At 70.3% G+C, this 12,239-nt stretch carries 12 protein-coding genes; 9 read left to right on the top strand and 3 right to left on the bottom strand.

From position 1 onward, the window contains the following. Both GV790_RS30805 and GV790_RS23680 read right to left on the bottom strand, forming a co-directional pair. Window positions 1–310, bottom strand: a 310-nt coding sequence (locus GV790_RS30805; protein WP_218586461.1) for a hypothetical protein, incomplete at its 3' end; no start/stop codon positions are given. A gap of 703 nt (window positions 311–1,013) precedes the next feature. Next, window positions 1,014–1,730, bottom strand: a complete 717-nt coding sequence (locus GV790_RS23680) for an NAD(P)-dependent oxidoreductase (protein ID WP_163816212.1) — start codon at window positions 1,728–1,730, stop codon at window positions 1,014–1,016. An 85-nt stretch (window positions 1,731–1,815) separates the two neighbouring features. Here GV790_RS23680 and GV790_RS23685 point away from each other — a divergent pair, with 85 nt between their 5' ends. Continuing rightward, the gene (locus tag GV790_RS23685; protein WP_163816214.1) at window positions 1,816–2,493 is read left to right on the top strand and encodes a TetR/AcrR family transcriptional regulator; all 678 of its coding nucleotides are present in this window, start codon (window positions 1,816–1,818) and stop codon (window positions 2,491–2,493) included. 30 nt (window positions 2,494–2,523) lie between these two features. Here GV790_RS23685 and GV790_RS23690 read toward each other — a convergent pair whose 3' ends face one another. Then, complete coding sequence (locus GV790_RS23690; RefSeq protein ID WP_163816216.1) at window positions 2,524–2,814, bottom strand: hypothetical protein; 291 nt, start codon at window positions 2,812–2,814, stop codon at window positions 2,524–2,526. Between the two features lie 191 nt (window positions 2,815–3,005). Between GV790_RS23690 and GV790_RS23695 the strand changes: the two genes are divergently transcribed. From GV790_RS23695 to hisH, 8 genes are all read left to right on the top strand, one after another. Next, a complete protein-coding gene (locus tag GV790_RS23695; protein ID WP_163816218.1) occupies window positions 3,006–3,872 on the top strand; it encodes an arylamine N-acetyltransferase family protein in 867 nt (288 codons plus the stop codon). A gap of 75 nt (window positions 3,873–3,947) precedes the next feature. Beyond that, entirely contained in the window at window positions 3,948–5,717 is a 1,770-nt protein-coding gene (locus GV790_RS23700) for a penicillin-binding transpeptidase domain-containing protein (protein WP_163816220.1), read from the top strand. Between the two features lie 304 nt (window positions 5,718–6,021). Next, the gene (locus tag GV790_RS23705; RefSeq protein ID WP_163816222.1) at window positions 6,022–7,611 is read left to right on the top strand and encodes a serine/threonine-protein kinase; all 1,590 of its coding nucleotides are present in this window, start codon (window positions 6,022–6,024) and stop codon (window positions 7,609–7,611) included. A 17-nt stretch (window positions 7,612–7,628) separates the two neighbouring features. Beyond that, window positions 7,629–8,231 carry a maleylpyruvate isomerase family mycothiol-dependent enzyme gene (locus GV790_RS23710; protein ID WP_256673489.1) on the top strand — a complete coding sequence of 201 codons (603 nt, stop codon included), beginning with the start codon at window positions 7,629–7,631 and terminating at the stop codon, window positions 8,229–8,231. A 186-nt stretch (window positions 8,232–8,417) separates the two neighbouring features. Further along, window positions 8,418–9,755 (top strand): histidinol dehydrogenase, encoded by a 1,338-nt coding sequence (hisD, locus tag GV790_RS23715; protein WP_163816224.1) that lies wholly within the window; start codon window positions 8,418–8,420, stop codon window positions 9,753–9,755. Next, window positions 9,752–10,885, top strand: a complete 1,134-nt coding sequence (locus GV790_RS23720) for a histidinol-phosphate transaminase (protein ID WP_163816226.1) — start codon at window positions 9,752–9,754, stop codon at window positions 10,883–10,885. The genes hisD and GV790_RS23720 overlap by 4 nt, the downstream gene beginning before the upstream one ends. Before the next feature lie 14 nt (window positions 10,886–10,899). Continuing rightward, on the top strand, window positions 10,900–11,532 hold the full coding sequence (gene hisB, locus GV790_RS23725; RefSeq protein WP_163816228.1) for an imidazoleglycerol-phosphate dehydratase HisB: 633 nt from the start codon (window positions 10,900–10,902) through the stop codon (window positions 11,530–11,532). Continuing rightward, the gene (gene hisH / locus GV790_RS23730) at window positions 11,529–12,161 is read left to right on the top strand and encodes an imidazole glycerol phosphate synthase subunit HisH (protein WP_163816230.1); all 633 of its coding nucleotides are present in this window, start codon (window positions 11,529–11,531) and stop codon (window positions 12,159–12,161) included. The genes hisB and hisH overlap by 4 nt, the downstream gene beginning before the upstream one ends. The last annotated feature ends 78 nt before the right edge of the window (window positions 12,162–12,239 follow it).

Consider the following 12,239-nt stretch of genomic DNA (forward strand, 5'->3'; position numbering starts at 1 on the left):
GAGTGGGGGTCGGTTCGGGCGGGCGGCGTAGTCGGTGTACGCGGTCGCGGATTCGGGCGGCGGTTTGGCGGGGCATGTGGCCTCGGCCGTAGAGGCCGCGGCCCCTGCGGATGATTCGTCCGCGCCGCCCTTCCCAGCGCAGTGCGTCCGATACCGTCTTCGATGGTCGCCCGCGTACTCCTAGGCCGGCGAATTCGAGTGCGTCCACGAGTTCGGCGACGGTGAGCGGGCCTTCGGCTTCGAATACCGTTGCTGTCAGCGCGTATCGCAGTTCGATCCCCGAAACAATACGCAATCCCTCCCCGTCCATGCCGTGCAGTATGCACGCGGGGTACGACAACATTCGGCGGGCTGCCACCTACAAAGTACTGTTCGCCCGCATATGAGCGACAACTGATCGCGTTGTCGCTTGTTTGTCGCTCATATGCGGGCGAAAGGTACCTCGGGAGGAGAGGAGCTGCCCGCAGTTCCGGCAACGATGGAGCCACGCTCATCCGGATTCGGCAGGCGGCGGCTACCTACAAGGTACTGTTCGCCCGCGTATGAGCGACACCTGATCGCGTTGTCGCTTGTTTGTCGCTCATATGCGGGCGAAAGATACCTCGGGAGGAGAGGAGCTGCCCGCAGTTCCGGCAACGATGAAGCGACGCTCATCCGGATTCGGCAGGCGGCGGCTACCTACAAGGTACTGTTCGCCCGCGTATGAGCGACACCTGATCGCGTTGTCGCTCGATTGTCGCTCATATGCGGGCGAACAGGTACCTGGAGAGAAGGGAACTGCCCGCAGATTCGGCAATGATGGAGCCACGCTCATCCACCCGGCGGGAGCGCTCGACGGTCCGCAATACTCGGTGGTCGTCGCGCGGATACCGCGTCTGGGCGCTCGCCACAGCTCCACGGGGGCAGAACTCGATCGGGTGATTACGCCGCCGGTCGGCCGCGCGTTCGTCGGCTGCGTCCGGCTCTGGCGACCTGGAGGCGACAGCGCAGTCCCATCTGCTGAGGCCGGATGATCACTTCTCGATCCGGCTCTGCTCACCGTGGGCGAGGGCGCTGGGGGTGAGGCGGCCGACGATGGCGGGGGCCTGGTGGATGAGGGAGTCGTCGGTGAGGGCTTCGACCATGAAGAGAGCGAAGTCGGTGCGGCGGGTGCGGTTGCTGGCGAGGATGGGGTCGCCGACATGGGGGCTCCATACGGGCAGGCCCTGGCTGTCGCCTTCTTCGAGATCGCTGCCGCGCACCAGGGTCCAGCGGCGGTCGCTGGCGTAGATGCGGTGGGCCGCCTCCACCTGATCGTCGATTTCGACGGCGCGGACCAGCCGGGCCAGCCAGGTGGTGACCCGGACGATGGCCTTGAAATGCCAGGTGTAGCGATCGTTGTCGTCGCGGGGCACGTGCCAGCCGCAGGAGAAGATCAGGCGCGCATGAGGTTCGGCGTAATCGAGCACCGCCTGGGCCGTCCCTGAGGAGTACTGCTGGATGCCCCAGGGCGCCAGCACCGTCAGCACGCCGTCGCATCCGGCGACCGCCCGCCGGATCACCTCGCGGTCGTTGGTGGGGCCGGCGACGATGGTGATCCGGTCGGCGACCTCGGCCAGTTTCGGCACGCTGCGTTCGCGGCACACGCCGACGACCTCGTATCCGCGGTCCAGGGCGTGCCGGACCATGTACTGCCCGAGCTTGCCCGAGGCTCCGACGATGCACACCTTGCGTATCTGGTCTGTGCTCATGTTCCCGCGCTCCTGATCATGTGAACTTACGTTGTAAGTCACGGTAGACTTACGGCGTAAGTGCGTCAAGGGTGGAAGGAGTCGGATGGGCGAGCAGGGCACGCGCCGGCGCGGGAGAACGGACCGGGCGCCGCTGAGCCGGGATCGGGTGATCGCCGCCGCGGTGCGGCTGGCCGATGAGAAGGGGGCGGCCGGTGTGACGATGCGGGCGGTCGCGGCCGGGCTGGGCGTGGAGGCGATGTCGCTGTACAACCACGTGGCCGGGCGCGAGGACATCCTCGACGGGATGGTCGACGCGGTGTTTGCCGAAATCAACTTGCCCGCAACGGATTCCGACTGGAAGACGGCGATGCGCGAGCGTGCGCACTCCACGCGTACGGCGCTGCGGCGGCACCGCTGGGCCGTCGGGCTGATGGATTCACGCAGTCATCCGGGGCCGGCCACGCTGCGTCACCATGACGCCGTGCTCGGCGTGCTGCGCGCGGGTGGCTTTTCGACGGCCATGGCGGCGCATGCCTTTTCGGTGATCGACAGCTACCTCTACGGGTTCGTGCTCCAGGAGCTGAGCCTGCCGTTCGGTGACCGCGCCGAACTCGACGAGGTCGCCACCGGCATTCTGTCCGGTGCGCCGGCCGACGAGTACCCGCACCTGGCCGAACTCATCGCCGACCACGCCCTGCGCCCGGACTACGCGTATGCCGACGAATTCGAGTTCGGGTTGACGCTGATCTTGGATGCGCTGCACCCGGACGAGGACATCTGAGCCGGGTGCGCGCTCGAGCGGTGCGGAACCTCAGCGGTCGGCCGGCGGCTGCGGCGGATGACCGTCGGGCCCGACCGGGGGCGGGCACGGCCTGCCGTCGGCGCCGATCGGAGGTGGCAGCGGCTTGCCGTCAGGGCCGAGCGGAGGCGGGAGCGGGCGGCCGTCCGGGCCGAGCGGCGGGGGCGGGCAGCCGTCGCCAGGGGCACCTGCCAGCGTCGCCGACACGGTCTCGACGGGCGCGGCCATGGCCGATCCGGCCCCCATGACGCCGAATCCGGCGATCGCTGCGGCGACCAGGACGCTCGCGGTCCGAAGCTTCATCACGTGATCCTCACTCGAATGTGGTTGTCCTACAACGGCTTGGACGCAGGAGCGCACGCCCGGTTCCCGCCGGTTCGGCATTGTGACGGCAATCACTCCCGGCTGCCGCGGCTGCGGACCGCTGGGGCCTGGAACATGCGCGGGCCCGGTGCGGTTGTCCGAGACGACACGGCGACGAATCGAGGACATCAATGAGCAAGTCCGCGGACCCGGCCTACCACTGGAACGGCGCCGAGATCGATCTGGACGCGTACCTGGCCAGGATCGGCTATGACGGCGAGCGCGCTCCCACCGTCGCCGCGTTGCGGGCGCTGGTGGCCGCACACACCACCTCCATCCCCTTCGAGAATCTCGAGGCGGTCCTCGGCAGGCCGGTGCCGCTGGACGTGGCGTCGTTGCAGGACAAGCTGGTGCGGCGGCGGCGCGGCGGGTACTGCTACGAGAACGTGGGGCTGTTCGCGGCGGCGTTGGAGCGGTTCGGATTCGGCGTCACCGGGCTCAGTGGGCGAGTGACGATGGGCTCGGGCGGGTTGCGTCCGGCGACGCACGCGCTGCTGCGCGTCACCACCGATGACGACGACCGGGTCTGGATCGTCGACGTCGGTTTCGGCGCCGGGCCGGCCGCGCCGTACGAACTCGTGGATTCCGGCGGCGAATTCGGGCTGGGCGAATGGAAGTTCCGCCTCGAACAGGGCACAGGCGAGCTCGACAGCGAGCTGTGGACGCTGCACCAGTTCGCCCGCGACGGCTGGGTGGACCGCTACACCTTCACCCTGAACCCGCAGTACCGCATCGATTTCGAAGTCGGCAACCATTTCGTCTCGACCTCGCCGCGGTCCCCGTTCACCCAGCGGCCCTTCGTGCAACGCTTCCACCCCGCCGCGCACCACATTCTCGACGGTGCCACCTGGACCACCGAATACCCGGACGGCACCAGCGAAACCCGTGCGGTGAAGCTCGATGAACTGCCCGAGGTGCTGAGCGAGGTCTTCGATATCGATCTCACCGAGGAGGACGCGAAGGCGGTGATCTCCGCCCCCTGGACCGAGCGCGAATGAGACGAGCCGGTGTCGACCGGTCCGAGCAGCGTTCGGCGCGCCGGTCGGCCGCGCGACGGGTCGGATCGAGCGCACATGGCTACCCTCGGGCGAGTGCGCACCGATCGGAAAGTCTTCGTGGTACTGGCCGCCGTCGCCTTGTTCGCTGCGGGATGCTCTTCGGGGCCGGAGCAGCCCGACACCGTGGCCGGCGAGTTCGTCGAGGCCCTGAACAGGGACGATCTGCCCGCGGCGGCCGCACTGACCGACAATCCGGCGCAGGCAGGGGAGGCGCTGCGCGGGCTGTACGAGGGGCTGGGATCGGAGGTCGTCTTCCGGGTCGACGACGCCGGCGACGACCGCTTCACCCTCACCGCGACCTGGAAGCTCGGCAAGGACGGCACGCACGAATGGACCTACACGACCACCGGAACGGCCGCCGAATCCGGTGACGACTGGACGATCCACTGGAACCCGGCGACCGTCGCGCCCGGCCTGGACAAGGGCCCACTGACCTACGTGCCGGTGTATCCGGAACCCGCGCGGGTGCTGGACGCGAGCGGCGGTGAACTCATGACCGAGCAGATCGTCACCCTGGTCAACGTCGCGCCAGGCGCCGACACCGCCGCGCTGGCCGCCGTGCTCGCCCCGGTGGCGCCCACCATCACCGCCGCCTCGCTGGACGCTGAGCTCGCCGCCGCCGAGGGCAAACCCATTACGCCGATCAGCTTGCGCGCCACCGATATCGCCCCGATCCAGCAGGCGCTGGCCGCTGTCCCCGGCGTCACCCTCGCACCGCAGACCCGGCTGCTGACCACCGATAAAGCGCTGGCCGCGCCGACACTGTCGGGGCTGAACGAACTGTGGCAGCAGCGTGCCGACGAGGCCGCGGGCTGGGCCGTGCGTGCCCAGACCCCGCAGGGCACCGAACGCATCGCCGGCCAGGATCCCCAGCCCACCGCCGACCTCACCACCACCCTCGACATCGACCTGCAACATGCCGCCGAGGACGCGCTGACACCGCTGCCCCAGCCGGCGGCGATCGTGGCGCTGCAACCCTCGACCGGCAAGGTGGTGGCCGTCGCCCAGAACGAGGCCGCCGACGGGGAAGGCCCGATCGCGCTGACCGGGCTCTATCCACCCGGCTCGACCTTCAAGACGATCACCGTCTCGGCGGCGCTCGCCGACGGCGCCGTCACCCCGGACACCGTGCTGCCCTGCCCGGGCGAGGCGAATATCGAGGGCCGCCGCATCCCCAACGACGACAGCTTCGACCTGGGCGATGTGCCACTGCACACCGCCTTCGCCCGCTCCTGCAACACCACCATGGCCCGGCTCGCGGTGAATCTGCCACCGAACGCACTCACCGACACCGCCGCGCAGCTCGGCCTCGGCATCGACTACGTCACGCCCGGGCTCACCACCGTCACCGGGTCGGTCCCGCCCGCCAACACGCCCGCCGAACGGGTCGAATCGAGTATCGGCCAGGGTGCCGTCACCGCGTCGCCGTTCGGGATGGCGCTGGTCGCGGCCTCGCTCGCGCACGGAAGCACACCGGCGCCGATGCTGGTCGCGGGTGCGCCAGGCGTCGCAGATCGGACACCGCAGCCGCTGCCGGCCGGTGTCGCCGAGCAGGTGCGCACGATGATGCGCGAAACGATCACCGCGGGCACCGCCACCCAGCTCGCCGACATCCCCGGGCTACTCGGCAAGACCGGCACCGCCGAATACGGCGACAACTCCCACGCGCACGGCTGGTTCATCGGCATCGACGGTGATCTGGCGTTCGCGGTGTTCGTGGCGGACGCGGGAAGTTCGGCTCCCGCCGTCGAGGCCGCGGGACGGATGCTGCGCGCCGGCCGCTGAACAGACGTTCGACCGGACCGGCCGGACCAGACGGCGCATGGGTGTCCGGAGCGCAGGTGCGTACCCGGCGCTCTCGGCGAGTCGCACGGCGTGTCGGGCCGAGTTCGGACCCGTCCGACCAGCCGCGCACCGCGTGCCCGCAGGTGGCGGGGTAAGGGCGGGCCCCGAAGGCGGGTGGAGGGGTGTATCAGTGGCCGGTGCGGCCCGCACGCCCGCTACACTCGTCCCGAACGCGCGAGCGGTCAGTTACGCGATTTGTCACATTTCGAGAAGGTTCGGAGTAGGCGCCATCGATACCGGTCAGTTGATCGCGGAGCATTACCGCCTGGTCGAGCGGATTGGTAGCGGCGGCACAGGCGTAGTTTGGCGTGCCATCGACGAGCGCTTGCAGCGATCGGTCGCGGTCAAGCAGATCCACATCAAACCCAGTCTGCCCGAGGCGGAACGCGATGTGCTGCGCCAACGCGCCATCCGGGAAGCCCGCAACGCCGCCAGGTTCCAGCATCCGAACGCGATCGTCGTCTTCGACATCACCGAACACAACGGCGACCCGTGCCTGGTGATGGAATACCTGAAATCGCGCAGTCTCGCGCAGGTGCTCTCGGCGCAGGGCGCGGTGCCGCTGAACCAGGTCGCGCGGATCGGTGAACAGGTCGCCTCGGCGCTGATCGCGGCGCATCAGGCCGGAATCGTGCACCGCGACGTCAAACCCGGCAATGTGCTGCTCGACGACCACGGCACCGTGAAGATCACCGACTTCGGCATCTCCCGCGCCGCAGGCGATGTGACACTCACCGAAACCGGCCTGATCTGCGGTACCGCCGCCTATCTCGCGCCGGAGGTGGCGCGCGGCGCCGATCCGACCCCCGCCGCCGACGTTTTCGCCCTGGGCGCCACCCTCTTTCACGCACTCGAAGGCGAACCGCCTTACGGCGCAAGCTCGAACCCGCTGGCGGTGCTGTACGCTGCGGCCAACGGTCAGGTCAGCGAGCCGCGTAATGCCGGTCCCGCAACCGATTTCCTGCTCCAGCTGCTGAGCCCGCAGCCCGAGGACCGCCCGACCATGCGGATGGCGCGCGATCAGCTCGCGGCCTTCGCCGACGCCGGTGAGGACGCGGTGCCCGCCGGATTCGTCCCGGCCAGTGAGGCGTTCGGGCGCCGCAACGGCGACGGCGCCACCGAAGTGGTGGCCACCCGCGCGCTGCGTTCGCGCGCCGCGGCCGCCGGCCCGGCCACCGAACGTCAGCCCGCGCCGCGGCGCAGTTCGGTCGCGGTGGACACCGCCGCGCATCGTCCGGTGGCGCCAGCGCGCGATCATCCCGACACCGCGGCCCATCCCCGCACCACCACCCAGCCGCGCACCACCTCACCGGCCGCGGGCAAACGGCGCGCCGTGCTGATCGGCGCGCTCGTCGGTGCGGTCGTGGCGGTGTCGGCGCTGCTGGTGAGCGCGTTCAACACGGCCGACGACAACTCCTCGCCGCAGGCCTCGGCCTCGTCGGTGGCCACCGCGCCCTCGGGTGACGCGAGCACCTCGGCAGCGGTGCCGCTGCTCGGGCAGACCCCGAGCGTCGGCGGCAAGGTCACCGATATCGGCGCCGCCGGGCAGCTGGTGGAGCGGTTCTACAGCGATCCGGAGAGCTCGTGGTCGCTGCTGACGCCCGCCGCGCAGAAGGTATACACCGACCAGCAGGGCTTCCGGCAGTACTGGAGCGCCGACAACCGCACCATCCAGAGCTTCGGCCGCATCTACGCCCCCAACGGCGTCAACGCCGACGGCTCGGTCGACATGCGCGTCACCGGCCTCACCTACGGCGGCCAGAGCAAGAACCCCGACCTGCGCATCATCGACGCCGGCGGCGGACGACTGCTCATCGACAGCGACACCCGCTAGCAGATACCCTCGCCCGCATGGGTATTCGGGGGATGGTCGCTGCCGAACGAGCGCAGCTGATCGAGCTGCTGCGCGATCTGTCCGCGGCGGAATGGGAAACGCCGTCGCTGTGCGCGGGGTGGCGGGTGCGTGATGTCGCCGGGCATCTGATGTACGACACCTACTCTCCGCTCGCCTACGCGGTGCTGACGGCGCGGGTCCTCGGGTCGGTGGACAAGACCAACGCCGCCATCGTCACCGCGTCGGCGCGGCTGTCCACCGGCGAACTCGTGGACGCGCTCGAACACCGGGCCGGGCGGCTGTCGAGGCTGGCGCCCCAGCTGCTGCTGGCCGACCTGATGGTGCATCAGCAGGACATCCGCCGCCCGCTCGGCCGCACCCGTGACATCCCCCAGGACCGGCTCATCACCCTCCTCGACCATCCCGACCCGTTCGCCCGGCCCCGCCGCCACACCAAGGGATTGCGTTTCGTCGCCACCGACGTGCCCTGGTCCTCGGGTGCGGGGCCGGAAGTGCGCGGCCCGGGCGAAGCACTCGCCCTGGCGATGGTCGGGCGCACCGCCGCGCTCGACGACCTCACCGGCGACGGCGTCGCCGAACTGCGCCGCCGCTGCGCCTGAGCATCGGTATCCGGCATGCGCACCACTTCGCGTAGCGCAGGCAGTGTGACGTGCCGATTCGGAGGACGGCGCGGTGCCCGTCACACACTGGGCAGCCCGCGAGGATAACCGGTGGCGTCGGCCCATTAGGCTGGTAGAGGCAACTTTCCCGTTGCGGACCCGCTGCAGACAAGGATCGACACCGATATGACATCCCGCATCGAGCTCGCCCGCGTCGATTTGCGCGGTCGTACTCCCTCCGCTGCCGAGCTGCGCACCGCGCTGCCGCGCGGGGGAGTCGACGTCGACTCGGTGTTGCATCAGGTGCGGCCGGTGGTCGAGGCGATCCGCGACCGTGGTGTGGCCGCGGCGCAGGAATTCAGCGAGAAGTTCGACGGCGTCGCCCCGGCCGCCGTGCGCGTGCCCGAAGCCGAACTGGCCGCCGCGCTCGACCAGCTCGACCCGGCAGTGCGGGCCGCGCTCGAGGTCGCCATCGAACGCACCAGGACCGTGCACGCCGATCAGCGGCGCACCGACACCGTCACCGAGGTGGTGCCCGGCGGCACCGTCACCGAGCGGTGGGTTCCGGTGGAACGGGTGGGGCTGTATGTGCCCGGCGGCAACGCCGTCTACCCGTCCAGCGTCGTGATGAACGTGGTCCCGGCGCAGGCCGCGGGCGTGGAATCGCTGGTGGTGGCCTCGCCGCCGCAGGCGCAGTTCGGCGGGCTGCCGCATCCGACCATCCTGGCCGCGGCCCGGCTACTCGGCGTGGACGAGGTGTGGGCGGTCGGCGGCGCGCAGGCGGTGGCCCTGCTCACCTACGGCGGCACCGACACTACCGGCGAGCAGCTCGCACCGGTGGACATGATCACCGGCCCCGGCAACATCTTCGTCACCGCCGCCAAGCGGCTGTGCCGCGGCCTGGTGGGCATCGACGCCGAAGCCGGCCCCACCGAGATCGCCATCCTCGCCGACGCCACCGCCGACCCGGTGCACGTGGCCGCCGACCTGATCAGCCAGGCCGAACACGATGTTCTCGCGGCCAGCGTGCTGGTCACCGACAGCGTCGCCCTCGCCGACGCCGTGGACGCCGCGCTCACCGCGCAGATGACAGTGGTGAAACACGCGCACCGGGTCACCGAGGCGCTGACCGGCGCCCAGTCCGGGACGGTGCTGGTCGACGACATCGAGCAGGGCCTGCGGGTGGTCAACGCCTACGCCGCCGAACACCTCGAGATCCAGACCGCCGACGCCGCGGCCGTGGCCGCGCGGGTGCGCAGCGCGGGCGCGGTGTTCGTCGGCGCCTACGCCCCGGTCAGCCTGGGCGATTACTGCGCCGGATCCAACCATGTGCTGCCCACCGCTGGCTGCGCGCGGCACTCCTCGGGTCTGAGCGTGCAGACCTTCCTGCGCGGCATCCACATCGTGGAATACACCGAGGCGGCATTGAAGGACGTCGCCGGTCACGTGGTGGCGCTGGCGAACGCCGAGGATCTGCCCGCGCACGGCCAGGCCGTGCAGGCGCGGTTCGAGGCGCTGTCGTGAGCGCCGTGCCCGGTGCGCGCATCGGACTCGCGGATCTGCCGCTGCGGGAGAACCTGCGCGGCAAGAGCCCCTACGGCGCCCCGCAGCTGACGGTGCCGGTGCAGCTCAACACCAACGAGAACCCGCATCCGCCCAGCCGCGCCCTCATCGACGACGTCGCCGAGGCCATCCGCGCCGCCGCCGCGGACCTGCACCGCTACCCCGACCGCGACGCCGTCGCCCTGCGCACCGACCTGGCCGCCTACCTGACCAGGCAGACCGGTGTCGCGGTGGACGCGAGCAATGTGTGGGCGGCCAACGGTTCCAACGAGATCCTGCAACAGCTCTTGCAGGCCTTCGGCGGCCCGGGCCGCAGCGCGCTCGGTTTCGTGCCGTCGTATTCGATGCACCCGATCATTTCCGAGGGCATCGACACCGAATGGATCGAAGCCAGGCGATCGGCGGACTTCTCCCTCGACATCGACGCCGCCCTCGCCGCCATCGCCGAGCGCAGGCCCGATGTGGTGTTCGTGACCAGCCCCAACAACCCGACGGGGCACAGCGTGCCGTCGGCCGAGCTGGCGCGGATTCTGGACGCGGCGCCGGGCATCGTCATCGTCGACGAGGCCTACGGCGAGTTCTCCGCCCAGCCCAGCGCCATCGGCCTGATCGACCGGTACCCGGCCAAGCTGGTGGTGAGCCGCACCATGAGCAAGGCCTTCGCCTTCGCCGGCGGGCGCCTCGGCTACCTGGTGGCCGCGCCCGCGGTGATCGACGCGCTGCTGCTGGTGCGGTTGCCCTATCACCTGTCGGTGGTCACCCAGGCCGCCGCTCGCGCGGCCCTGCGTCACGCCGACGAAACCCTCGGCAGCGTCGCGGAATTGGCCGCCCAGCGCGACCGGGTGGCCGCCGAACTGGCCGCCCTCGGCTTCGAGGTGGTGCCGAGCGATGCCAACTTCCTGCTGTTCGGGCGGTTCGCCGACGCGCCACGCGCCTGGCAGCACTACCTGGACGAAGGTGTGCTCATCCGCGATGTCGGGATCCCCGGCTTCCTGCGCACCACCATCGGCCTCGCCGCCGAGAACGACGAATTCCTGCGGGTCAGTGCGAAACTGGCCGGTACCGAACTGACCGCCGGGTCCGCCCGATGAGTACGGAAGCGAGCATGAACCGAACCGCGCGGGTGGAGCGCACCACCAAGGAGTCGAGCATCGTCGTCGAGCTGAACCTCGACGGCACCGGCCGCACCGACATCTCCACCGGTGTCCCGTTCTACGACCACATGCTGACCGCGCTGGGCGCGCACGCCAGCTTCGACCTGACCGTGCGCGCGGACGGCGATATCGAGATCGAGGCCCACCACACCGTGGAGGACACCGCGATCGTGTTCGGCCAGGCGCTGGGCCAGGCGCTCGGCGACAAGAAGGGCATCCGCCGCTTCGGCGACGCCTATATCCCGATGGACGAAACCCTCGCCCACGCCGCCGTCGACGTCTCCGGGCGGCCCTACTGCGTGCACGTCGGCGAACCGGACCACCTGCTGCACGCGGTGATCCCGGGTTCGTCGGTGCGCGGGCGCGGTGAGCCGGGCGCGCCGTATTCGACGGTGCTCAACCGGCACGTCTTCGAATCGATCGCGCTCAACGCGCGCATCGCGTTGCATGTGCGGGTGCTGTACGGGCGCGACCAGCACCACGTCACCGAGGCCGAGTTCAAGGCGGTGGCGCGGGCGCTGCGCGCGGCCGTCGAACCCGACCCGCGGGTCAGCGGCGTCCCGTCGACGAAGGGGGCGCTGTGAGTACCTCGGTGGTGTTGCTGGATTACGGCTCCGGCAATCTGCATTCGGCCGAACGCGCGCTCGTGCGGGCCGGCGCCCAGGTGGAGGTGACCGCCGACCCGAAGGCCGCGCTGGCCGCCGACGGATTGGTGGTGCCCGGCGTCGGCGCGTTCGCGGCCTGCATGGCCGGGCTGCGCGCGGTGCGCGGGGAACGCATCATCGGCCAGCGCCTGGCCGGCGGCCGTCCGGTGCTCGGCATCTGCGTCGGCATGCAGATCATGTTCGACCGCGGCGTCGAGTTCGATGTGGAGACCGAGGGCTGCGGCGAATGGCCCGGCACCGTCGCCCGCCTCGACGCCCCGGTGCTCCCGCACATGGGCTGGAACACCGTCGACGCCCCCGCCGACAGCGTGTTGTTCGCAGGCATGGACGCCGACACCCGCTTCTACTTCGTGCACTCCTACGCCGCCCAGCAGTGGGACCTGCCCACCAGCGAGCACATCGCCGCACCGAAGCTCACCTGGGCCGAACACGGCACCAAGTTCCTGGCCGCGGTGGAGAACGGCGCGCTCTCGGCGACGCAGTTCCACCCGGAGAAATCCGGGGATGCGGGGGCGCAGCTGCTGCGCAACTGGGTGCGGTCGCTGTAGGTCGGCGTCGGGCCGAGCCCAGCTCGCGGTGGTCGGCGATCACGCGGTCCATGTTTCGAGCACTCCTCGGCCGTCCGC

Origin of the sequence: Nocardia cyriacigeorgica (assembly GCF_010858045.1) — a bacterium.
Classification (GTDB): Bacteria; Actinomycetota; Actinomycetes; order Mycobacteriales; family Mycobacteriaceae; genus Nocardia; species Nocardia cyriacigeorgica_E.